Source organism: Globicatella sp. PHS-GS-PNBC-21-1553 (assembly GCF_033564055.1).
GTDB lineage: Bacteria > Bacillota > Bacilli > Lactobacillales > Aerococcaceae > Globicatella > Globicatella sulfidifaciens.
Genome location: NZ_CP085470.1, coordinates 1,518,787 through 1,542,363, shown reverse-complemented (window position 1 = coordinate 1,542,363; position 23,577 = coordinate 1,518,787). Strand labels below are relative to the sequence as shown.

The 23,577-nt window shown below is 34.9% G+C and carries 18 protein-coding genes; all 18 read right to left on the bottom strand.

The annotated features are described in order from the left end of the window. Positions 1-51 precede the first annotated feature (51 nt). The 18 genes from LB888_RS07350 to ftsH all read right to left on the bottom strand — a co-directional run bounded on the left by LB888_RS07350 (position 52) and on the right by ftsH (position 23,528). Positions 52-2,328 (bottom strand): glycoside hydrolase family 31 protein, encoded by a 2,277-nt coding sequence (locus LB888_RS07350; RefSeq protein ID WP_318752435.1) that lies wholly within the window; start codon positions 2,326-2,328, stop codon positions 52-54. 10 nt (positions 2,329-2,338) lie between these two features. Beyond that, positions 2,339-3,364: a LacI family DNA-binding transcriptional regulator gene (locus LB888_RS07345; RefSeq protein ID WP_318752434.1), complete on the bottom strand. Its 1,026-nt coding sequence runs from the start codon at positions 3,362-3,364 to the stop codon at positions 2,339-2,341. Positions 3,365-3,764: 400 nt separating this feature from the next. Next, positions 3,765-5,000 (bottom strand): extracellular solute-binding protein, encoded by a 1,236-nt coding sequence (locus LB888_RS07340; RefSeq protein WP_318752433.1) that lies wholly within the window; start codon positions 4,998-5,000, stop codon positions 3,765-3,767. A gap of 68 nt (positions 5,001-5,068) precedes the next feature. Further along, complete coding sequence (locus LB888_RS07335; RefSeq protein WP_318752432.1) at positions 5,069-5,905, bottom strand: sugar ABC transporter permease; 837 nt, start codon at positions 5,903-5,905, stop codon at positions 5,069-5,071. 4 nt (positions 5,906-5,909) lie between these two features. Beyond that, positions 5,910-7,211: a sugar ABC transporter permease gene (locus tag LB888_RS07330; RefSeq protein WP_318752431.1), complete on the bottom strand. Its 1,302-nt coding sequence runs from the start codon at positions 7,209-7,211 to the stop codon at positions 5,910-5,912. Beyond that, the gene (locus tag LB888_RS07325) at positions 7,212-9,002 is read right to left on the bottom strand and encodes a glycoside hydrolase family 13 protein (protein ID WP_318752430.1); all 1,791 of its coding nucleotides are present in this window, start codon (positions 9,000-9,002) and stop codon (positions 7,212-7,214) included. A 399-nt stretch (positions 9,003-9,401) separates the two neighbouring features. Further along, positions 9,402-11,093: an arginine--tRNA ligase gene (gene argS / locus LB888_RS07320; protein WP_318752429.1), complete on the bottom strand. Its 1,692-nt coding sequence runs from the start codon at positions 11,091-11,093 to the stop codon at positions 9,402-9,404. Positions 11,094-11,529: 436 nt separating this feature from the next. Then, positions 11,530-12,339 (bottom strand): phosphonate ABC transporter, permease protein PhnE, encoded by an 810-nt coding sequence (gene phnE / locus LB888_RS07315; protein ID WP_318752428.1) that lies wholly within the window; start codon positions 12,337-12,339, stop codon positions 11,530-11,532. Between the two features lie 10 nt (positions 12,340-12,349). After that, on the bottom strand, positions 12,350-13,177 hold the full coding sequence (gene phnE, locus LB888_RS07310) for a phosphonate ABC transporter, permease protein PhnE (protein WP_318752427.1): 828 nt from the start codon (positions 13,175-13,177) through the stop codon (positions 12,350-12,352). Then, on the bottom strand, positions 13,177-13,935 hold the full coding sequence (phnC, locus tag LB888_RS07305; protein WP_066123730.1) for a phosphonate ABC transporter ATP-binding protein: 759 nt from the start codon (positions 13,933-13,935) through the stop codon (positions 13,177-13,179). Before phnC ends, phnE (LB888_RS07310) begins: the two co-directional genes overlap by 1 nt. A gap of 479 nt (positions 13,936-14,414) precedes the next feature. Further along, positions 14,415-15,395 carry a phosphate acetyltransferase gene (gene pta, locus LB888_RS07300; protein ID WP_318752426.1) on the bottom strand — a complete coding sequence of 327 codons (981 nt, stop codon included), beginning with the start codon at positions 15,393-15,395 and terminating at the stop codon, positions 14,415-14,417. A 128-nt stretch (positions 15,396-15,523) separates the two neighbouring features. After that, the gene (locus LB888_RS07295; RefSeq protein ID WP_246829834.1) at positions 15,524-16,000 is read right to left on the bottom strand and encodes an S-ribosylhomocysteine lyase; all 477 of its coding nucleotides are present in this window, start codon (positions 15,998-16,000) and stop codon (positions 15,524-15,526) included. Positions 16,001-16,384: 384 nt separating this feature from the next. Beyond that, entirely contained in the window at positions 16,385-16,729 is a 345-nt protein-coding gene (locus tag LB888_RS07290; RefSeq protein ID WP_318752425.1) for a hypothetical protein, read from the bottom strand. Further along, positions 16,722-17,918 (bottom strand): hypothetical protein, encoded by a 1,197-nt coding sequence (locus tag LB888_RS07285; protein WP_318752424.1) that lies wholly within the window; start codon positions 17,916-17,918, stop codon positions 16,722-16,724. Before LB888_RS07285 ends, LB888_RS07290 begins: the two co-directional genes overlap by 8 nt. Then, entirely contained in the window at positions 17,908-18,849 is a 942-nt protein-coding gene (locus LB888_RS07280) for a glycosyltransferase family 2 protein (RefSeq protein WP_318752423.1), read from the bottom strand. Before LB888_RS07280 ends, LB888_RS07285 begins: the two co-directional genes overlap by 11 nt. 317 nt (positions 18,850-19,166) lie before the next feature. Continuing rightward, positions 19,167-20,210 carry a tRNA dihydrouridine synthase DusB gene (dusB, locus tag LB888_RS07275; protein WP_318752422.1) on the bottom strand — a complete coding sequence of 348 codons (1,044 nt, stop codon included), beginning with the start codon at positions 20,208-20,210 and terminating at the stop codon, positions 19,167-19,169. 2 nt (positions 20,211-20,212) lie between these two features. After that, positions 20,213-21,091, bottom strand: coding sequence for an Hsp33 family molecular chaperone HslO (hslO, locus tag LB888_RS07270; RefSeq protein ID WP_101813788.1), 879 nt, complete (start codon positions 21,089-21,091; stop codon positions 20,213-20,215). A 262-nt stretch (positions 21,092-21,353) separates the two neighbouring features. Further along, positions 21,354-23,528: an ATP-dependent zinc metalloprotease FtsH gene (gene ftsH / locus LB888_RS07265; RefSeq protein WP_412927867.1), complete on the bottom strand. Its 2,175-nt coding sequence runs from the start codon at positions 23,526-23,528 to the stop codon at positions 21,354-21,356. Positions 23,529-23,577: the final 49 nt, after the last annotated feature.

Below are 23,577 nucleotides of genomic sequence, written 5' to 3'. Positions count from 1 at the left end.
TAAACATAACTTGAATAAAGTCTTTGATTTTAAGTCAAATCGTTTTAGTTTTTATGAATTTAAAATATAAATTAATTCAAACACTGCTGCTTTTAAATCTTCTGAATCGATGGATTGAATAATTGATAAGTATTGTAAGTCTGATTTATTCTCATGGAATTTAAACCATAATTTTTCTTTATCCCAATACTTTACTTGGGCTTGGTTCAAGATTTCAAATAGACGTTTCTCAATATCTTGCTTCTCAATTTTCTCAAATCCTAACAGTTCAATCTTTGCTGAATCTGTCATTGAAATAGTCACCGTATTCAGTTGTTCATCTGCTATCGCTGGATAACCTTCAACTTCAAATGCCTCTGTTGCTGAGAATACTAAATGATGTTGACGCCCTTCAGGTAAAATGTTTTCTGGATCATCAATCGTTAAACTTAAAACACCATCTTCTACCACAACAGTTGTAACAGCACGGTGATGATCTACTTCTTCAATAAGTTCAAATTGATTATTTGGTCCTGGGTAGATTTTCCAAGTAATATCTGTAGGTAAATCATTGCGCATATTCTCAACCGGTTCTAAATCCATTGGTATAATAGCCCCTGCTTTCGCAAACACTGGCATTTCAGACAATCCACGGTAAATATCTAATGAAGCGCCACCTTTATATCTTAAGTTTGTATGAACATCGTACCATTCACCTTCAGGGAAATAGATTTTTTCCTTACTCATTTTGACATCAGGTAATAATTTAGATGTAATAGGTAACACTAACAATTCTGTCCCAAAATAGTATTCATTGTCATATTGATAAACTTCAAGATTATCAGATTCCTCATAATACAATGGTCGAATTAAAGGAATGCCCTCTTCAGCCGTTAATACATTAAATGTATAGAGGTAGGGTAATAATTCATGACGTTTTCTTAAATAATCCGCAATAATCATCTCTTCCATTAATGGATAACTCCAAGGCTCTTTACCCGTAAATAGACTGTTTGAACTATGAAGACGATTAATGGGACTGAACACGCCATACTGTACCCAACGCACCATCAATTCATCATCACGGTAACCATTCATATGCCCACCAATGTCATGGCTCCACCAAGTATAGCCAATATTGGTTGCTGTTGAAGTCATATACGGTTGAAACTGTAATGAATCCCAAGTAATAAACGAATCACCTGAAAATCCTATTGGATAACGATGACTACCAGGTCCTGCATAACGCGATAAAATTAACGGTTCTTTTCCTCGATCTTCCAAATCTTTAAAATGATAATGATTCAATAGTAATAACGGATCTAAACCATTTATTTCAGTTCCTTGTTGCCAGTCAATCCAGAAGAAATCAACGCCTTGCTCTTCTAATGGATGCATCACATCTTTAAAGTATGCCTCTCTAAACGCCTCATCTGTAAAATCAAAAATAGCCGGTTCTTCAATCTCGGTATTTAAGTTTAATCTTTTAGCAACAGCGGGATAACAATCTTCATAAGCGCGTATCCCATCAGCCGGATGAAGATTAATGGAAATGGCTAGCCCTTCATCATGAAGCCACTTTAAGAATCGTTCGGGATTTGGGAAGTAGTCTTTATTCCAAGTATAGCCCGTCCAAGAACTGCCAAAGCGTTCCGGAATTTGTGTCAAATGCCAATCCATGTCAATGACAGCCACAGATAATGGAATATTCTTGGCTTTAAAAGTCTCGACCAATTCTTTGTAAGATTCCTCAGTATACTTCCAATAACGACTCCACCAGTTTCCTAATGCATAACGTGGTAATTTTGGTGAGAAACCTGTTAATTTAAAGTAGGTTTGCAGACCTTGATTATAATCATGCCCAAATGCCAACGCATAAATATCAATCGAGTCAAAGTCCTTACGAACAATATCCCCCACTTCATTAATAAATTGTGAGTTGGAATCATCTAAAATGGTAAATCCTTTAAAACTCATTACACCGTCTTCTAAAGGTATCGCACCATCCACTTCGTCTAAAGTACGGGTTGTGCCTTTTAAATTAATAAATTCATCGCCATAATACCAACGATTGCCATGTGGGTAGAAAGCAAAATTAAAGTCGATGTATAAAGATTTCTTAGAGAATGGCTGTTCTTTTTGGTAGTAAAGATGGAATTTAGGTGAGTAAATTTCCAAAATCTCCTCAGTTTCAACTACATCATATTCAATCTTATCTATCTGTTCGATTTCACGATTAATCACACTTTGAGTTTTTGAATCTACAAACGTTCCTGTTTCTGAATATTCTAAACGGACAACTTCATTACTTAATAATGAAATACGATATTTTTTGCCAATAAATTGCATTTTCAACCTCCTATATTTGTTTAACACTTTCTCTTACTTCTAATTCGCCATCCATAATAATGGTCTGTTGAATATTTTCTTTCGGTGTGCCTTTAATTGGCACCATAATTTGCCCAAGGGCAACCTCGCCTTTTACATTTTGAAAAAGATTCATCGTTGTTAACTTAGGTGAAATCAGTTCTGAAAATTGAATATTATCAAAACTAATGACCGAACAATCATCCGGTACAGAAAAGCCTTGTTCTTTTAATTTGGCTATTAATTCTATTGCTAAAATATCAGCACTTACCATAATGGCTGTAAATTTATCAATTGTTTCAATTACTGTATCAAATTGATTATTAAAGAAAATCAGTTTCTCATTAAATTCGATGCCATTTACAGACAACCCTTCTTTATAACCAGCTAAACGTTCTTGTATTACTCCATGGCCTTCTAAAGATACTGGATAACTTAAAAAAGCAATTTTTCTATGTCCATTCTCAACTAAATGATTCACTAATTCTCGAGCTAACTTTTTATCGTCAGTTCTAACAAAGAATAAGTTATCTTTATCTTTTAAATCCACTAATTCATTCTCATCAAAATATGTATCAATAAAAGTGATTGGTTCTTCGACAATCTTCATCGTGTCTATCATTGTTTTTTGATTGAACCCAACTCCAATAAACCCACTAAATTGCCAATTATTTCTAATTAGTCCAATGTCATCCACAGAATGAATGGTCTGTAATAATACAAAATAATTCTCGTCCTTAGCAATTGTTTCAATCCCTTCTAAAATTGCTCCTGCGAAAGGATTATTAAAATGATAAATTTTTTCCTCTGCAAAAAATAGTAAACCAATTAATTTTGACGATGAATTAACTAAAGCTTTTGCATTCATATTTGGTGTATAATTATATTCTTTAATAATATTATTAATTCTTTCAATTGTTTGTTGTGATACTTTATTTGTTCTGTTATTAATAACATTTGAAACTGTAGTAACACTTACATTAGCCAATTGTGCTATTTCCTTGATTGTTATCTTCACTTTTTTCACATCCTCAGTTAAGTTTAACGTTAAACCTTAATTTAATTATATGTTAACGATTAAATTTATCTTTGTCAATAATATTTTCTTCAAAGTAATTACTTATATTAGACATTCCGAAGAAAAAAGTTTGCCTAAGGGACTAAATTTTAAAAAAATCAAAAGAAAACAGACTACATTAGAATAAGAGAGTCGATCAATGACCGACTCTTAAATATTACAAGAATAGAGTTCTGACTAAAGTTTTAAAATATATCTTTCTTACTAAATTTAGATTTCGCTAAGCATTTTTAGTGTCGTCGTATTAACAATAATAATATTTTAGCATAATCTAATATCAGCATTATTAGAAATTTTTCCAAATTTTAGTTTAGGTAGCAGTTAGAAAATTTTTGTTAAATTAATATTTCAACATAATTTGTTCTTTAATTAATTCAACCGCTTCATTTGTTGCTTCTTCAGGTGTTTTATTTCCTGATCCAGCCTCAAACATCATAATTCCAGCTGGTTCCCATACTTCAGACATTTCAATAATATTAGGCATAGGAATTGAACTCTTATACTGTTCAATAACAGTCATTGATAAAACATTTTTGGCATCACTCGTTATTTTCTCTTTAGCAAATGCATTCGCTGGAACCCCTGCTGTAAATTCATTATGCATTAACAATTGATTCTCTTCGTTTGTTGCAAAGTCTAAGAATTTCACTGCCATTTCTTTTTGTTTAGAATAATTACTTACCACCAAAGCTTTACCACCTGCGAATGGAGAATATGGTTTACCATTTGGAAGACTCGGAATTGGAGCAACTTCAAAAGGAACTCCTGCCTCTTTATAATTCGCAAATTGCCATGGTCCATTAATAACTGCCGCAGCTGTCCCATTAATAAATTGTTCATTTAAGAAGTTTAATGAACTTGATGAGTCTTTCATTCCTTCTGGCCAAATCTCGTTATACCATTTTGCACCATATGTTACAGCTTCAATGGCACCTTCATTATTTAATCCAATATCTTCAGGATTAGTATTTTCTTCCCCGAAGATATATCCTCCAAAACCAGATATTAAGCCGAAAGCATGATAAAAATCAAGCCAGTTTGCTAAAAATGCTACACTTTTGCCTTCTTCTCCTGAAAAGGCAAACTTTTCATCTTTCGACAATGTTTCTAACTCTTCAAAAGTAGTTGGTGCTTTATCTAACAATTCTGTATTATAATACATTACTAATGTTTCGATAGCTAAAGGATAACCATAAATTTTATCTTGATAAGTAACTTGTTTTTTATCAGTATCATCAAAGCGACCATCTTCTGGTAAAGTTACCTCAGCACCATGACCTTGTATTCCAATTTTTACTGAGTCATTAAATGGAGCAATATAAACATCATGCCCTAGACCAGCTGGCCCATCAAGTGTCAAAGCTTCTAATGCTTGTGCTTCATCGACTTCAATGACTTTTACTTCAATACCATTTTCCTCTGCGAAGCGATTACCGATTTCAGTGAAAAACGGATAAAAATCTGGGGCAACTGCTACTTCTAACGGCCCCTCTTGTGCATGTCCTACACCTGTTAATGGGGAAATGGCAGAAAGTGTCAATATTGAAACAATAGCTTTTTTAATAAATTTTTTCATAATTCTTCTCCTTTAAAGATTTATTCACAAAACAACTAACAACCTCAAAAAAATACTTCAATATTTTTTTAGCCTTTTGTTCCTCCTTCCATTAAACCAGATACAAAGTCTCTTTGAAGATAGAAAAATAATAAACTGATCGGTATAGCAATTAATACAGCTCCTGCAGCAAATAAAGTCACTCTTTGTTCTCTAGGATTTGAGATAAATTGCTGCAAGCCTATTGCTACAGTGATATTCTCTCCTGATCTAAGTATAAATCTAGCTGTCATATATTCACCCCAAGGTGACATAAAGGCCCACAAAGCTTGTATTGCTATCATCGGTCTAACTAACGGTAAAATAATTTGCCAAAAACGTCTAAAATGACCTGCACCATCTATCATCGCTGATTCATCAAGCGCAAGTGGAACTGTATCAAAATATTGCTTCATAAGCCATGTATTCATAGGTACACCGCCACCAGCATATAGTAAAATAATAAACCATTGATGGTCTAATCCTCCTGAAATTAAAGCCATTACATAAAAGGCTGTTAAAGCTGCTGTTGTAGGTACCATTTGAATAATTAAGAAAAATTTTAGGCTTGTTTTCTTTCCGTAAAATCGGTATCTACTATAAGCAAAGCCAGAAAATACAATTAAAACTAACTGCAGAGCCATAGTACATACTGCAACTTTAAGTGTATTAATATACCATCTTCCATAAAAGGTCTCACCGAACAGTCTTCTGAAATTATCTAATGTCCAGGTTCGTGTTAAATCGAGTGTAAAGGCGATCACGTTACCTGGATTAAAAGCAGATAAGACCGTAATTAATAGCGGATATAAAATGATTACAGCAAATAAAAACAAATATACGTAAGAGAAAATATCTCCAATTAAGGTTGCTTTTTTCTTTCCCATTCTTTTAGCCCCCCATATCAAAAGCTTTTGTTTGTTTAAAAATGACCAAAGAAATACCAATAACTAAAATAGAAATAAATATGGTTAAAGCAGATGCAATATTGTATTGCGGAGCTCCTCCTGTAGTTAATTTATATATCCAAGAAATTAATATATCTGTTGTACCAGCACCATTTCCAACACTGCCTGGCCCACCTTCATTAAAGAGATAAATCATCCCAAAATTATTAAAATTACCCGTATATTGCGTAATTAACACTGGAGCCGCAACTGTAAAAATATAAGGTAGAGTGATTGTTTTTAATTTTTGTAATACATTTGCTCCATCAATCGATGCAGCCTCATAAAGCTCTGAAGGTATTGATTGTAATATACCTGTAGTTAAAACATAAATGTATGGATAACCAAGCCAGCCTTGAATTAAGATTATTGCAACCTTTGTCCAAAAAGGATCTGTTTTCCAAGGAATCATCCCAATATTAAGTAATGGAAATAGGTTATTTATGAAGGGTATCACTTGTGTATTAATAGCACCAATACTTGGATTGAAAATGTTCGAAAAAGTTAAAATAGTTATGAATCCAGGTACTGCCCAAGGTAATAAAAGAATTACCCCAATTAACCTTTTAAATTTTAACGTAGGTCTGTTCATTATCAATGCAGTGAAAATCCCCACGACAATTTGCAATGTAGTTCCACATATTGTCCAGATAATAGTCCAACTAAATACAGCAAAGAAGGTCTTTCTAAAAATACTTAGAGTAAATATTTTCTTAAATGTATCTAGCCCGGTCCAATCAATTAAACTTGCTGGAGGAATATGATTAAAATCATAATTAGTAAAAACTATTAGTATAGTTACAATTACTGGAAATAATATAAAAAACATCATTAATACGTAAGACAAGCTAATTAGTAAATACGGAAAACCGTATTCATAAGTATTCTTTAATACTTCTATGAAATTTTTCCCTACCTTATCAGGGGATTCTTTTAATAACCGAAACACTTTATTTGCATCATGAATTTGAGCTAAATAAAACATTAAAAAAAGTAGTATTAAAATAAATTGCAATACACCTGTTATCATTAAAAACAAAGAGTGGTCTTCCATTGGGGTTGAACCTAAGGTTATTAAGCCTCTAATTGCACTTATTCCATATTTTTTTAATTGATAAACAAATAACGCAAATAATGACATAAAGATTATCCCTTTGCCTATTTGTTTATTATACAATTGTCCTAATCCTGGTATTACAGAGAGTAAACCTGGCAATGTAAATGGACTTTTTTCTTCATTATCCATCTAATCTCTCCTTTCATTCGAATTTACTAATACAACAAAACCATTTTTTTGAATTGTTAATCTCTCTTCTTTTTGTAAAACAAGATTTTCTAACAAAATACTTTGATTTACTAAATCAATTTCATAATCATTTTCTGAATGATTAAAAATAAATTTTAATGAACTATTTTCAAATACCTTATTAAATAAAAGTACTAATGGATTAGAAGTTTTCTTAAAATTCAATTTGGCATAGTTAATTGGTCTTGAATAATTCTTTCTAAATTCAATTAGCTTTTTGGTAAAATCAAGCATTTGCAAATCTTGATTATCAGTAGTCCAAATCATACATCTTCTATTATCTGGGTCATGATCTCCTGTAAGTCCAATTTCAGTACCATAATAAATTGATGGTGAACCTCCTAAACTAAACATCAAAGTCATCGCTGCTTTAGCCAAATCTTTATTCTCTTTTGCAAAATGTAAAATTCTTGGAGTATCATGAGAATCGAGAAGATTAAATTGAACTCTATTCACTGGTTCTTTATATATCATAAGCTGATTGATGATACGATTTTGAAATTCTACCGCATCTATTTCATCATTGAATAAAAATTGTTTAATTGGGTCTGTTAATGGATAATTCATAACAGCGTGAAATTCATCTCCATTTAACCAACTTCTGGCAGAATGCCAAGCCTCACCCAACAAATAAACCTCAGGATTAATAGAAGTTAGTTTACTATGTACTTTCTTCCAGAATTGATGATCTACTTCATTCGCGACATCAAAACGCCAAGCATCAATATTAAATTCCTCGGTCCAATAGGTCAAAACTTCTAAAATAAAGCTCTGAACTTCGGTATTAGTTGTATTTAACTTAGGCATATTTGCCGCAAATGCAAAAGTATCATAATCTGTTGTTTGAATCGAGGGAATTTCATCAACATGTAGATGATTATAGTTAGGAACAGGTGTTTTATTTATATGGAACCAATCAAAATATTTAGATTTTTCTTGATTTATTAAAACATCCTGCCAAAATTTCGATTGATAACCAATGTGGTTAAAGACTCCGTCGAGCATTATTCTAATCCCAAGTTTATGCGCGCAGTCTACCAAATCTTTTAATGTCTCTTTATCACCAAAATTAGGATCAATTTCAAAATAATCCTCAGTATCATATTTATGATTGGTATTTGCTTTGAAAATAGGAGTCAAATAAATCCCATTGATTCCTAATTCTTTTAAATAATCTAAATTATCAATAATCCCTTGTAAGTCCCCACCAAAATAATCATGATATGATGGTAGATATCGGTGATCCCAATTTAATACGCCATCTGGGTCATTAGTTTTATTTCCATTGTAAAATCGTTCAGGAAATATCTGATACCATATGGTATTCTCAACCCATTTTGGTGCATTATACATATCAACAACATGAAAATAAGGTAATTTAAAATAATAATTTATATCTTTATAATATTTATCATTAAATTCGAAAATGCCCCTATCGGAATAAAATACTACCGTCTCATCGTATCCAGTTATTTTAAATGAATAAGCTAACCTTTTGTATTTTGCTTTAACTTGAATTTGCCAATAATCAAATAAATCAGTAGAATATAAAACTTCCATTTGCTTGAGCGAAGAAAAGTCGTATTTATGAACTAAATACGGATCAACACTAATCAACTCAACCATTTTTATATCTCTATGTTTTGTTCTCAATCTTATCGTCATTGAGTCAGGCGAATCTAGAAATGCATATTCAGATTCCGGTAAATGTAGTAAAGCACTTAATTCCATGTAAACCCTCCAAAAATTAAATATGGTTCAAATCTCTATAATCAATAAATTTCTATTGAGACTAACTATAAAACCCAAGCCACTAATTAAAACATTACTAATTCCTTTCAAATCACTACGTTTAACGTTAAACCTTTTGCTATAAAATATAGCACTTAATAAATATTAAGCACTTGTTCGATTCAGGTTTAACGTTAAACTTAAACTTTCAATTACATGATAACGTTTTATTTTGTCCTTGTCAATAGTTTTTCTAAATTTATTTGAAAACACTTACGAAATCTATAAAAAATAATGGTGTAAGAAAGCGAAAGTACGATACTCTCGCTTCTTACACCACTAATTTTGTTAATTATATTTTCTATTGGAACTATCGTAATAGGTTCGTTAGCCCTTCGATTACATTTCCTCCGGAGCTGCAATCCCTAATAAGTTTAAGGCATCTTTAATCACAATAGTCGTTGCTTTGACTAAGGCCATACGCGCTGGTCTTTGTGCGTCGTCATCTAATAAACGAGTATTGCCGTAATATTTATTAAATAATTGTGCTAATTGAACAGCGTATTTAGCAATAACAGAAGGCTCATATTTTTCCATCGCTTGAGTTACGACTTGTGGGTATGCTAATAACTTTTTAGCCACTTCCCAACTGTAGTCATCTTCTAATTGATAATCAACATCCGCATCGATCGCCTGACCAAATTTACGCATTAAGCTCATCGCTCTGGCATAAGTATATTGCACATATGGACCGGTTTCTCCTTCAAATTGAACGATTTCTTCTAATTTAAAATCAAAGCTATTCATGCGGTCTGTCTTCAAGTCATGAAATACAACCGCTCCAACCCCGACCTCTTTAGCGACGGCTTCTTTATTCGCTAATGTCGGATTTTTCTCATTAATTTGTTGGAAGGCTAAATTGATTGCATCATTTAGCACCACTTCTAATAAGATGATTTTGCCTTTACGTGTAGATAATTTTTTACCGTTTAAAGTGATTAAGCCAAATGGCACATGAATCATATCATCGGCCCAGTCGCGTCCCATGCGTTTTAAGACAGCACGTAATTGTTTAAAGTGACCAGACTGCTCATTACCAACGACATAAACATTCTTAGCAAAATCATAAGTATCTTTACGATATTGTGCCGCAGCTAAGTCGCGGGTAGCGTATAATGTGGCTCCGTCAGACTTTTTAATTAAAGCTGGTGGTAAATCTTCCTCGTCCAATTTTACAATTGTAGCACCATTATCAACGGTCGTAATCCCTTTTTCTTCTAATTCATCAATAATCGGTTGCATTTTATCGTTGTAAAAAGCTTCACCATTATAAGAGTCAAAAGTAATTCCCAATAAATCATAAACTTTATTGAATTCTTTCAATGATTCATCTTTGAACCAAGTCCATAAACGAATCATTTCTTCGTCACCATCTTCTAAAGCTTTAAAAGCGGCACGTGCTTGTTCTTCAAGTTCTGGTCTTGTTTCTGCTGCTTCATGGAAATCTACATATAATTTTACCAATTCTTTAACAGGATCCGCTTCAATTACCTTATCGTCGCCCCACATTTTATAGGCAACGATTAATTTACCAAATTGCGTTCCCCAATCCCCTAAGTGATTAATACGAATAGGTTGATAGTTAGTTTTTTTCGCAATGTTAGCAATCGCATTACCGATAACGGTTGAACGTAAATGCCCCATTGACATTGGTTTCGCGATATTAGGTGAAGACATGTCAACTGTCATTGTTGCGCCTTTTCCTAAATCAACTGCACCATATTGTTCCCCTTTTTCGATAACGTCTTTAACAATCTCTAAAGCAGTAGCTGAACGTTTTAAACGAATATTAATATAAGGTCCTACTGCCTCAACGGTTTGAAAAGCTGAAGTGTCCATTTGTGCCACAATCTCTTGGGCAATTTGAGGGGGTGCTTTTCTTAAAACTCTTGCTAATGTGAAAACAGGAAAAGCCAAATCTCCCATTGATGAATCTTTTGGGATTTCAATTAATGCTTTTACTTCATCGACTGTTAAATGTTCTGCTAAAACTTGTTGTAATTTTTCGGCAAATAATAATTTATTATCCATTTCTTCCTCCTAAATAGATTAAAAAAACCTCTAACAATGCCAAAATTAACATCGTTAGAGGCGAGTATTTATTAAAATATCGCGGTACCACTCTAATTCCACTATCAAATAGTGCTCTTCTAGTTGTTAACGAAGCCTGACTCCGAATTAGACAGTTAATCTAATTAAACTAGAAGTGCGGTTCGTTTTTGTGAAATCATTGGCTCTCAACAACCCAACTTGCTGTATCTTTCATTTAAAAACTACTCTCTTCTAGAGTTTGCTCTAAACCTAAAAGTATTTTACCAAAGACTAGAATATTTGTCTACATAAAGCTGAAAGTCATGGCGACTATTAAAACTCAGCTTATTAGTACCATATAAAAAACATTTTTTAGTGCTAAATGATAATGACGACATCACTAAGTCTATTATTACCATCATGCTGAAACGCGAACTTAACCTCTTGCTAAACGTTCACGGATACGGTTAGATAAGTATTCAACAATTAAAATTAAAACAACTAACCCAATTAAGATAGAACCGACTTCATTCCAACGATAAGCGGACATCGCAAAAACCAATGGTGCTCCGATACCGCCCGCGCCAACTAACCCTAAGATTGTAGCGTCACGTAGGTTCATATCAAAACGGAAAATCAACGTTGATAGTAAGCTTGAGCCCAATTGAGGTAAAATGCCACAACGGATTTTTTCAAACGTATTACATCCTGAAGCTTCCATTGCTTCTAAAATATTGGTATCGATATCATCAATTGTTTCATTGAATAATTTAGTTAACATCCCAATGGATGTCACTGATAAGGTCATTAAACCAGCAAACGCCCCTGGTCCGGTCACACGAATAAACATTAAACCATAAACAAAACTTGGTATCGTACGAATCGCCACGACGAATAAACGTACAATCACCACGATCGGCATTGGCATAATCTTTTGTGAAGCGAGAAACGCAATTGGTAATGAGAATACCGCTCCTACTAACGTTCCTAGAAAAGCAATTGCCATGGTTTCTAATAATAAATAAGGTACTGATTGTTTAGTTAAATTAAATAGAATTTCGGTATTAGGTGAAAAAATCCCTTTAATAATATTAGCAGCAATAGAGCTCCCATTTTTAGTTACAGAAACTTCACCTACGGTGGTAGAAGACCAAATTAATAAAGCAACCACTAATATCGTCCAAAAATATTGCGTTGCACGACTACGATTTCTACTCTCATACATTTCATTAATACGATCGATCATCTTGGCCCTCCTATGATAATTTCTTACGTAAGTAGCCACTAATAAATTCAATAATCGCTACTGTAATAAATAAACAAAGTAAAATCATCCCGACATTTTGGTATTCACGCCAAGAAAGGTTTTCATTTAAAATAATCCCAATCCCACCGGCACCAACATATCCTAAAATGGCTGCATGACGAACATTCCCTTCGAAGGTATACAAACTGGTCGATAAATAGGATGGTAAAACCTGCGGTTGAATGGCTGCCACAAAACTCTTGATTTTATTGGCTCCAGCCGCTTCCATCGCTTCATAAGGTAACATATCAACCGTTTCGATTGTTTCATATAATTGTTTTCCTACGAATGAGAAGGTAAAGAGTGCAATCGCTAATGTCCCTGAGAAGGTTCCTAGACCGAAAATGTAAGTTAAGATTAATGCAGATACTAAAGTCGGCATAGTACGAATCATACTGAGAATGAATTTCATAATACCCGATAATACTTTATTATGGGTTAGGTTAATGGAAGCTACCATCGCAAAAGGAATCGCTAAAAAGGCTCCGATAACAGTTCCTAATACTGACATCTTAATTGTATCGACTAAGGGTCCGAGAACGCCATTAAAAAAACTCCAATTCGGCGGCACCATCCGTCCTAAAATAACAAAGAATTGTTGACCTCGTTTCATTAAAGTCGACAAATTAAAACCTGTTAATTGCACTGAATAGTACATTGCGATTAACACCAAAACCACCACGAAAGGCGCTATTGAGCGAGGCTTTTTAACTACTTTCCCATTCGTTAAGGTGATTTCTTTAGGAGGTAAAATATTATCTCTTAAAGATTTAACCATTAGTTACCACCCATTTCTTCCGTTTGGCCTTTATAGATTAAATTCAATATTTCCGCATCTACATTGCTTGATGGTCCGTCATAAACAACTTCTCCATCACGAATCCCAATGATACGATCACAAAATTCTAATGCAAGCTCGACATGGTGAATATTAATCAAAACAGTAATATCAAACTCTTGATTAATACGTTGAAAGTCTTTCATCACTACATTAGCGGTCACTGGATCCAATGCTGCAACAGGTTCGTCCGCTAAAATAATACTTGGATCTTGTGCTAAAGTACGAGCTAAAGCTACACGCTGTTGTTGACCCCCAGATAATTGGTCCACACGTGTATATGCTTTATCTAAAATCCCCACACGGTCCAATGCTTCCAAAGCTTTTAACTCTTCTTCTTTTTTATAATGGCCCACTAAAACACGCCAAAAGGGAATATCCGGCACTAAAGCATTTAGTACATTCGTAATAACTTTGGCACGTGTTACTAAGTTAAATGATTGGAAAATCATCCCAATTTGACGTCTAAATTTACGTAGACTATCACCTTTTAACGTCGCTACTTCAACACCATTTACAGTTAAATTTCCTTCGCTAATAGGATGCATTTTATTGATTGTTCGAATTAAAGTTGACTTGCCGGCACCAGACAATCCGATTATCCCAACAAACTCACCTTGTTCGATTTTCAAGTTAATATCTTTTAGTGCCGTAACACCATTATCATAACGCTTATAAACGTTTTTGAATTCAATCATTCTAGAACCTCTTTCTTTATTTCACTTTCTCCATTGTACCGAATTTATTTTATTTTTTAAAGTGGTTTTTGTCTTTTCATGCAATCTTTACATAAAGTTAATTGAGCTGAATACGGTCTGTCCATGATAACGTTTAAATATAAATTATATAAATTAAATGATCGTTTACTACAATGCGAAGCGAACAGCCAAAACAAAATTCTTCTAACTTTTAAACTTTATTGTCCACTTCTATTGACCGACTATTAAAACCAATAAAAAATACCATGCATAATCATCATTACACATGGTATCTCATATTAAATTTTTACCTATCACCTTGACTCTTGACAGGTCATTCATTGGGATTGCGACTCGTGTTCCAAATACTGATGTATTTGTTAAAGACGGAGTCGGCTACAAGGAGATAGAGACGAAGCGAAATCGTTAGCTGCTTCTACCTTACCCACTTGTAATACTTTTTTCAAAAAATCGATTCATTAAACCAATGTTTGATTAGCGGTAATGATCGATACTTTATAAACATCTTCTTCTACACATCCACGTGATAAGTCAGATACAGGTTTGTTTAAACCTTGTAAGATTGGTCCAACCGCTTGGTAATTTCCTAAACGTTGCGCAATCTTATAACCGATATTACCTGATTGGATTTCTGGGAAGATATAAACCGTTGCTTGACCTGCTACTTTTGATTCAGGTGCTTTTTGATTGGCTACAACAGTTGAATAAGCAGCATCAAATTGTAATTCACCATCTATTTCTAATTCTGGTGCTAACTCATGAGCAATGCGTGTTGCTTCGATAACTTTATCGACGTCTTCTGATTTTGCTGAACCTTTAGTTGAGAAACTTAACATCGCCACACGTGGGTCAATGCCGAAGATTTTAGCTGTGTTAGCAGATTCAACAGCAATTTCAGCTAATGCTTGTGCGTCTGGATTAATGTTGATGGCACAGTCAGCAAAAACTAATTTTTGTCCAGCCATTTGCGGTGGAATCATGACAAACGCACCACTAGTACGGCTCACACCTGGTTTTGTTTTAATAATTTGTAAAGCTGGACGAACGGTATCACCTGTTGAGTAGACAGCACCACAAACTAGCGCATCCGCCTGTTCCATTTGCACTAACATTGTACCAAAATATGCTCTGTCTAATAAGATGGTGCGCGCTTGTTCTTCAGTTGCTTTACCTTTACGAACTTTGACAAATTCATCAACCATTGCATCAAATTCATCATAGTGATTAGGGTCTATAATGGTTAAGCCCTCAATATTCCACAAATTCTTTTTAGCTAATGCTTGAACTGCTGTTGGTTCACCTAATAATATCGGTTCAACTAAATTATCTGACTTTAGGCGGACCGCTGCACCTAATACACGTACATCATCAGCTTCTGGGAATACAATTCGAATGCCTTTACCTTCGATTTTATGACTTAATTCTGCAAACATATCCATGTTTTTACTCGCCTCCAAAATTTTTGCTGAACATTTGATTGTTTCATAACCAAATAGTTCTCTAACTACCATGTTACACTTTTTATAGCAAATAATAAACCCTTTTCATAAATTTTACGCACTATTAATTAATAACTATAGGTAAAATCCTCATGTTGACGGATGACGTCAACATATTTTTTTGCATAATAGCGGGCCATTGGTAAATTTTGGTCTAAGTAATTACCGCAATCACGAGCACTTGCTCCTGGAATTTCACCTTCATAATTGGCAATAAATTCAAAACAACGTAATAATAAATCTTTCACCGCTTCAGGTGCCACCTGTTCTGTTAAGATTAAATAAAAGCCAGTACGGCATCCCATTGGGCCAAAATAAATCACTTCTTGTTTATATTGGGCATCATTACGTAAAAAAGTTGCGGCTAAATGTTCAATGGTGTGAATTTCAGCGGTATTCATCACCGGTTCAAAATTTGGTGCTGTAAATCGTAAATCATAAGATTTTAAAGTAGTCCCACCTACTTGGTCCTCTCTTGATAAATAAATACCCGGTTTTAAATTTAAATGATCGACAGTAAAGCTAGGAATCTTTTCCATTTCCATCATCTTTTCCTCCTCTAGCATTATATTCTTGAATATTATAACAAACTCTTTAATATTTATATACTATTACGCAAGGTTATCGGTACCACATCAAAAAACAGTTGCTAGGCATAAACTTGATAAATTTAGTCAAGTTTATTATTCTTTAATTAATAGCGCAGTGGTTGAGTGGTCTCAAACTGCGTCTTAACGTAGCTGAGAACAAGCTTGAAAAATCCAGTCAAATTAGTGCTTATTCATTAAAAGCGCAGTGGTTGAGTGGCCTCAAACTGCGTCTTAACGTAGCTGAGAACAAGATTGAAAAATACAGTCAAATTAGTGCTTATTCATTAAAAGCGCAGTGGTTGAGTGGCCTCAAACTGCGTCTTTCGACTTGTTTGAGGCCTACTCAACTGTGCGGGGGTAGGCCGACGAAGCGAAAATCATTTGATTTTCTACTTCTGGTCTACTCCCAACTGTGCCGGGGTAGGCCGACGAAGCGAAAATCATTCGATTTTCTACTTCTGGTCTACTCCCAACTGTGCCGGGGTAGGCCAACGAAGCGAAAATCATTTGATTTTCTACTTCTGGTCTACTCCCAACTGTGCCGGGGTAGGCCGACGAAGCGAAAATCATTTGATTTTCTACTTCTGGTCTACTCCCAACTGTTCGGGGGTGAACCGACGAAGCGAAAATCATTCGATTTTCTACTTCTGGTCCACTCCCACTGTTGGTCTTCACGCTATTCATTTCGTTGCTTTAAATTTAGATAGAGATAAGTATACACTGAAAACAATGTTATGATAAATAAACGATAGGTAAAATAAGCATGATGAAAATTGTGATTTTTCAAAATAAACACCCATACAAATGGGACTAAAGCGACCATCAATAATGGGGTTGTGCTTAACCAATATTGATAACTCTTGACCCCTTTAAAAGACTGCACTAATAAAATGATAAGCCAAATGAATAAAATAATAATAGCGGTTTTAGGTAATAAAATTTTCCACATATTTTTAATAATCTCGATCGCATCTAATACTTCATCCGTTTTACCGCCTGTTCTTAAAGCGATTTGATTCGCAACATTAGCAAATGAATTATCTTTTAATATCACTGATCCGATGGCCCATTTACTAGCCCAAGTTAAGCCAAAACCCATTAACCAGGTCCATCCTAATATCACCGTTTCACTTAGATTATGCTTAAAATGACGCCGATGATGTTGATTCACTAATACAAAATAAATCATCCACGGAAGCGCAAAGGTCAACAATGGCACAGTCAATAAATCGAAAAAGTTCGTCACTGAACCGATAGTGAAAAATAACAGCACCATTTTGGAGAATCGATAAGCATAGCGTTGATGGACTTCTATCACTGCCACTATTCCCAATAAACTGATAATAAAAACCGGTGTATATTGAAGCGAAAGTGGAAAAATCCAAAAATGAATTAATAACAACATCGTCATCAAGAGATACGCATAAGTACGACTAATTGCTTTTTCAACTTTAGTCATTGAAAAATAGAAAACAATAAAAACTAAGAAAATGTTTAAATAACGAATATGCTTATAACTCATAAACATTAGCATAGGTCTTAAAACCGCAATATCACCGAGCCAATAACGTTCATAACCATTATTCCACATCGCAGCTTGGATGGCCGACAGTTCTTCTTGATTAGTTAACTTGTTAAAAATTAAATTATCGGTAAAAGTATCCAGTTTGGTACCTTTGAACTCTCCCATCACACTCCAACGCTTAGTTTCACTCGCAATTGTTTCCAATGAATAGCGTAAATTCACTTCAATTTTTTCAATTGGAATCGTATAACTTAATACCATTAAACTAAAATACAACGCCACTAATAAAACAAAAAGTAATGTTAATTGCCAGAGTATTTGACCTAAATTAGTATATTTATGCTTCATCTTTTAGCCCTCTTTGGCTCTTTTTATTTTTAAACTCCATTTCAAAGCGTTGTTGGAAATGATAACATTGAACATCTAAAATAATTCCTGCTATAAAGACAATCATAGCAGCTAAGAAAAAGAATCCCGATACAAACAGTGTTGGAAATCGTTCGACCGTCCCTGTTTGACGAAATTCAATCCAGACTGGCAAAAATAACAAAGCCGAAATTAAACTTAGCACAAACGCAATAGCAGTAAAATAGCGAAATGGACGATAATTCTTTATTAAGCGCCCAATCGTTTTAATCACTCTAAAACCATCCTTGTAGGTATTTAATTTTGAAACACTTCCTTCAGGCCGATCACGATAGGTCACAATCACATTTTTTATTGGTAAATGCTTATCTAAAGAATGAATCGTCATTTCTGTTTCAATTTCAAATCCAGTCGATTGAATAGAAAAAGTCTTAACAAAAGCATAACTAAAAGCACGGTACCCAGTCATAATATCACGAATATCACTATTAAACATTTGGTTAATGATTTGACGGACTAAGACATTGCCAAAATTATGGAAAGGACGTTTATTTTCTTCAAAATAAGTAGAACTTAGACGATCGCCAATCACCATTTCTGCTTCTCCACTTAAAATAGCTGCTACCATCTCTGGTGCATACTCTGCAGGATAAGTATCATCACCATCAATCATGACATAAGCCTCTGCTTCAATATCACGAAACATGGCACGAATCACATTACCTTTTCCTTGTTTCGTTACTCTACGAACAACTGCTCCAGCTTGACTAGCAATTTGGACGGTATCATCAGTTGAATTATTATCATAAACATAAATGGTCGCTTCAGGTAAAACCGTTCTAAAATCAGCAATGACCTTTCCAATTGTTACTGCTTCATTATAGCAAGGGATTAATACAGCTATTTTATCCATTATTTTCCTCTTTTCATTTTCAAGTAGCATTATCATACTACAAAAAATATTTCATTTCACTAAAAAAAGAGAGATGAAAACGTATTTTCTTGCGAAAATGTTTACTTCTCTCTAATATGATTGATTATGTTGTTCCTCAGGTCTTAATCCCAACAACTCATTAAGAATTATAGCCAAAGCATTGCCTTTAAAGCCACTGTTTGAAAATATACCAAGCTATTTGATGGCGTATCACTGCCAAACAGTTAGAAGCGCAACACTACCGAGCCACTTCGTTCCTCTTCAAAAACGCGCCGCTTCACTATCTCAATTTAACACTACTCATTCGCTGCTTCTTCACGATTAGCTAAACGTTCTAAGCGACGTTCTGCTTGTTTTGCTTCATGCATTTCAGCTACTTCTACAAAATCTAATAATAATTTTTTCACTGTATCTGATTCTTCGGTCTCATTAATCGCTACTTTGACTTTTGATGAACGTGGAATCCCTTTTAAATAATAATGTGCTTGTGAACGGAATTCCTTAGTGGCGGTTCTATCCCCTTTTAATGCTACTAAACGATCTAAATGATCAATCGCTGTATCGATTTTCTCCCGTGCATTCATTGGCGGTAAAATTTCACCGGTTTCTAAATAGTGTACCATTTGTTTAATTACCCATGGATTTCCTAGAGCAGATCGACCAACCATTACTCCGTCAACACCCGTTGTTTCTAATAGATGTTTGGCTTGTTCAGGGGTTCTAACATCACCATTCCCAACAAAAGGAATGGTTTTCAGCTCTTTTTTAACGGCTTTTAAAATATCCCAATTCGCTTTGCCTTCATACATTTGCACACGTGTACGGCCATGCATCGCGACCATTGAAGCACCCGCACGTTCAGCCGCTAAGGCATTTTCAATCGCATATAGATGTTCATCATCCCAACCGGTACGCATTTTTACTGTGACAGGCTTATCGACTGCATCCACTACAGATGATACCATTTCATAAACTTTGTTAGGGTCTAATAACCAACGAGCACCCGCTTCCGCTTTAATGACCTTATTAACCGGACAGCCCATGTTAATATCAATAATGGCACATTCCGTATTTTCAGCCACATATTTTGCTGCTTCAACCAATGTTTCGCGATTACCACCCATAATTTGAATACTTAAAGGATATTCATTTTCAGCGATATGCAACATACTTAAGGTCTTTTCATTACGGAATTGAATCCCTTTGTCACTAATCATTTCACAGACTACTAATCCAGCTCCGAATTGTTTGACAATCGTTCTAAATGCCGAATTTGATACTCCAGCCATCGGTGCCACCACAATTGGATTATCAATTTGTATATTTCCTATTTTAAACATAACTATCCCTCAACTACTAATGCCTTTAATTCATCTTCAGTAAATTGATAATGTTCATTACAATAATGACACACTAGTTCTGCTCCATGATCTTCTTCGATCATTGCATTAATCTCATCATTACCAATCATTTTTAAACTTTTAGCAAAACGTTCTTTACTACATGGACAGTAGAACGCAACTTCATGCTTGTCTAAAATTTTAGAATTATTTTCACCTACTAAGATATCTAATAATTCTTCTAATGGTTTCTTTTGATCTAACAAATCAGAGAAACGACCAATTGAATTAATACGCGCTTCTAAATTGTCGATTGTTTCTTCAGTCGCACCTGGCATCACTTGAATCATAAAACCACCCGCCGCTGCTACGGATTCATCAGGGTTCACTAACACACTTAGTCCAATCGAAGAAGGTGTTTGTTCTGATATCGCCATATAATAAGTGAAGTCTTCTGCTAATTCTCCACTAATTAATGGTACTTGACCCGAGAATGGTTCATCTGCACCGGTAATATACTTTCTAACAGTTAAGGTGCCCGGTAATCCTACCGCACCCGCTACATCTAATTTTCCTTTGTCATTTAATTCTAAAGCCACATGGGGATTTTGGATATACCCGCGTACATTACCAACGGAGTCGCCATCCGTGACAATACGCCCAGCGGGACCTTCGCCCAACACTTCCACACTGATACGGTCCTCTCCTTTTAAGTTGGATCCTAATAAACTAGTGGCTACCAATGTTCGTCCTAAAGCCGCAGTGGATGTATGCCATGTATCATGACGACGATGTGCTTCATCAACCGTTTCAGTAAAGTCTAATACAAACACACGTACTTGCCCATCATAGGCAACAGCTTTTAAAATTTGATCTGTCATATTCTTTTCCTTTCATCGAATCATTTTATTTACAATGTTATTTTCTATCTCAGTTGTTAATAACCTTTCATAGTTTAACAAAAAGTTTTTTAAATTGAAAGTTCTTTGACTCAAATAGACAATTGAATGTTTACCTTTTTAATCCACTCAATCGCTCCTTATAACGCATTTCATTTTCTAGGCATAATCTAAATTAAAAGAAAAATGGAGGCCGGGAAAATTTTAGCATTTACCCAGCCTCTTTGATACTAATTAATGATGATTATTCTTCGTCTAAAATAGTTTCGGTTGAATCTGATTCTGAAGATATTTCTTCAAATTCACCGTCGACTTCTGAATTCAGCTTGTTAGAATCCTTTGAACTATCAGTAGCATGTGGATGATGTTTGGCTACATCTTCAGCTAAATTAGTTTCTAAATCACGATCCGCTTTTTCTTTAGCTTCTTCAAAAGTGCTCACTTCTTCCTCTGGTTCTTCACCATTACTATAAGGTGTTGGCATTTCACCTGTTTCAAAAAGTGATTTAATTTGACGTTTATCTAAGGTTTCAACTTCTAATAATTTTTCAGCGATGACATTTAATTGTTCACGATGTTCGTTAATAATACGATGCGCTTCTTCATGGGCTTCATTCATAATACGACGAATTTCTAAGTCGATTTCGTAAGAAACCTGCTCTGAATAATGGGCACTTTGTCCGTATTGACGACCAACGAAAACAGATTCATTGCCTTCAAATTGAACCGTACCTAATTTATCTGACATTCCGTATTGGGTAACCATGGCACGGACAATGTTAGTCGCTTGTTCAAAATCATTACTTGCTCCAGTAGATTGTGAGTTAAAGACAATTTCTTCAGCCACACGTCCACCTAATAAGCCAACAACTTGTTCATATAATTCTTTCTTGGTCACGATAAAGCGATCTTCTTTAGGTAACATAATGGCATATCCACCTGCTCGACCACGTGGTACAATGGTTACTTTATGAACCACTCGTGCATCACTTAAGACCATTCCGACAACCGTATGACCTGCTTCATGATAAGCAATGGTTCTTCTTTGTACAGCAGAAATGACACGGTCTTGTTTAGCCGGTCCAGCTACCACACGGTCTTGCGCTTCATCTAAGTCACCCATCGTAATTTCTTTACGATTGAAGCGGGCTGCTATTAATGCGGCTTCGTTTAATAAGTTTTCTAACTCCGCCCCTGATGAACCTGGTGTTTGTTGGGCAATTACTTTTAAATCCACATCTGGTGCGAACTTCTTATTGCGGGCATGAACTTTCAGAATCGCTTCACGACCTTTTACATCTGGATTACCAACTAAAATTTGGCGGTCAAAACGTCCTGGACGTAATAAAGCCGGGTCTAACACATCTGAACGGTTCGTTGCAGCAATCACAATTACGGCTTCATTTCCTTCAAAACCATCCATCTCAACTAATAATTGGTTAAGGGTTTGTTCACGTTCATCATGGCCACCACCCATACCAGCTCCACGTTGACGACCTACAGCATCAATCTCATCAATAAAGATAATTGCAGGTGCTGCTTTTTTTGCATTTTCAAATAAATCACGTACACGGCTCGCTCCGACCCCAACGAACATCTCAACGAATTCTGACGCTGAAATACTAAAGAATGGGACGCCAGCTTCACCCGCTACGGCTTTTGCTAATAAGGTTTTACCTGTCCCTGGAGGACCTTCTAATAACACCCCTGAAGGAATACGTGCCCCTAATTCAGCATATTTTTTAGGATTTTTTAAGAAATCCACAATCTCAACTAATTCTTGTTTTTCTTCCTCAGCACCGGCAACATCAGAGAAGCGTACTTTGACTTTCTCTTTATTGACTTCACGTGATTTGGTTTTACCAAAGTTCATCACATTACGGCCACCGCCACCGCCACTTTGTTGGAAAATCGAAAACATTAAGAAGAAAGCCGGAATCATTAAAATCACAAATGGGATTATCGATATCCACATTTCTAAGTTCGATTCTGAAATCGTCTTAATTTCTGTTTCTGAGTTTTGTGCTAATTCGGTTATTTGTCTAATGGTTGAATCGTTACCCAACACTTTGGTGGTAAAACGATTCGAGGTACTCGAATTTTGTAAAACTTCAATAAAAGTATCTCGGTCAGTAGTTTGAGCTTCAGTGGTCGAATTAAATTGACCATTAATATTATAAACTCCAGCCCCTGCCTGAATTTCAAAGGACTTGATCTGTCCATCTTCTAATTTTTGTACAAATTCACTGGCACTTATTTCATTTGATTTATTACCTGAAAATAAATCACCCGTAAATAATTGGAAAATCCCCATAAACGCTAAGAAAAGCAATAAATAAAAGAATGGGCCTTTCATCATATTACGATTCGGTTTTTGATTATTGGGATTATTGGGATTATTACGTTTTGGATTTTTCATATAATCTTTTATCCTCCGATCCGATTTAATATCTTGACTATAATACCAT

What these genes read in the sequence shown, in the direction of transcription:
- phnE (WP_318752428.1), bottom strand. Translation starts at nt 12,339, where the DNA reads ATGATCGATCGTATTAATGAAATGTATGAGAGTAGAAATCGTAGTCGT.
- ftsH (WP_412927867.1), bottom strand. Translation starts at nt 23,528, where the DNA reads ATGAAAAATCCAAAACGTAATAATCCCAATAATCCCAATAATCAAAAA.
- argS (WP_318752429.1), bottom strand. Translation starts at nt 11,093, where the DNA reads ATGGATAATAAATTATTATTTGCCGAAAAATTACAACAAGTTTTAGCA.
- LB888_RS07335 (WP_318752432.1), bottom strand. Translation starts at nt 5,905, where the DNA reads ATGGGAAAGAAAAAAGCAACCTTAATTGGAGATATTTTCTCTTACGTA.
- LB888_RS07280 (WP_318752423.1), bottom strand. Translation starts at nt 18,849, where the DNA reads ATGGATAAAATAGCTGTATTAATCCCTTGCTATAATGAAGCAGTAACA.
- phnC (WP_066123730.1), bottom strand. Translation starts at nt 13,935, where the DNA reads ATGATTGAATTCAAAAACGTTTATAAGCGTTATGATAATGGTGTTACG.
- pta (WP_318752426.1), bottom strand. Translation starts at nt 15,395, where the DNA reads ATGGATATGTTTGCAGAATTAAGTCATAAAATCGAAGGTAAAGGCATT.
- LB888_RS07285 (WP_318752424.1), bottom strand. Translation starts at nt 17,918, where the DNA reads ATGAAGCATAAATATACTAATTTAGGTCAAATACTCTGGCAATTAACA.
- LB888_RS07340 (WP_318752433.1), bottom strand. Translation starts at nt 5,000, where the DNA reads ATGAAAAAATTTATTAAAAAAGCTATTGTTTCAATATTGACACTTTCT.
- LB888_RS07350 (WP_318752435.1), bottom strand. Translation starts at nt 2,328, where the DNA reads ATGCAATTTATTGGCAAAAAATATCGTATTTCATTATTAAGTAATGAA.
- LB888_RS07330 (WP_318752431.1), bottom strand. Translation starts at nt 7,211, where the DNA reads ATGGATAATGAAGAAAAAAGTCCATTTACATTGCCAGGTTTACTCTCT.
- LB888_RS07295 (WP_246829834.1), bottom strand. Translation starts at nt 16,000, where the DNA reads ATGGAAATGGAAAAGATTCCTAGCTTTACTGTCGATCATTTAAATTTA.
- dusB (WP_318752422.1), bottom strand. Translation starts at nt 20,210, where the DNA reads ATGTTTAAAATAGGAAATATACAAATTGATAATCCAATTGTGGTGGCA.
- LB888_RS07290 (WP_318752425.1), bottom strand. Translation starts at nt 16,729, where the DNA reads ATGAATAGCGTGAAGACCAACAGTGGGAGTGGACCAGAAGTAGAAAAT.
- hslO (WP_101813788.1), bottom strand. Translation starts at nt 21,091, where the DNA reads ATGACAGATCAAATTTTAAAAGCTGTTGCCTATGATGGGCAAGTACGT.
- phnE (WP_318752427.1), bottom strand. Translation starts at nt 13,177, where the DNA reads ATGGTTAAATCTTTAAGAGATAATATTTTACCTCCTAAAGAAATCACC.
- LB888_RS07325 (WP_318752430.1), bottom strand. Translation starts at nt 9,002, where the DNA reads ATGGAATTAAGTGCTTTACTACATTTACCGGAATCTGAATATGCATTT.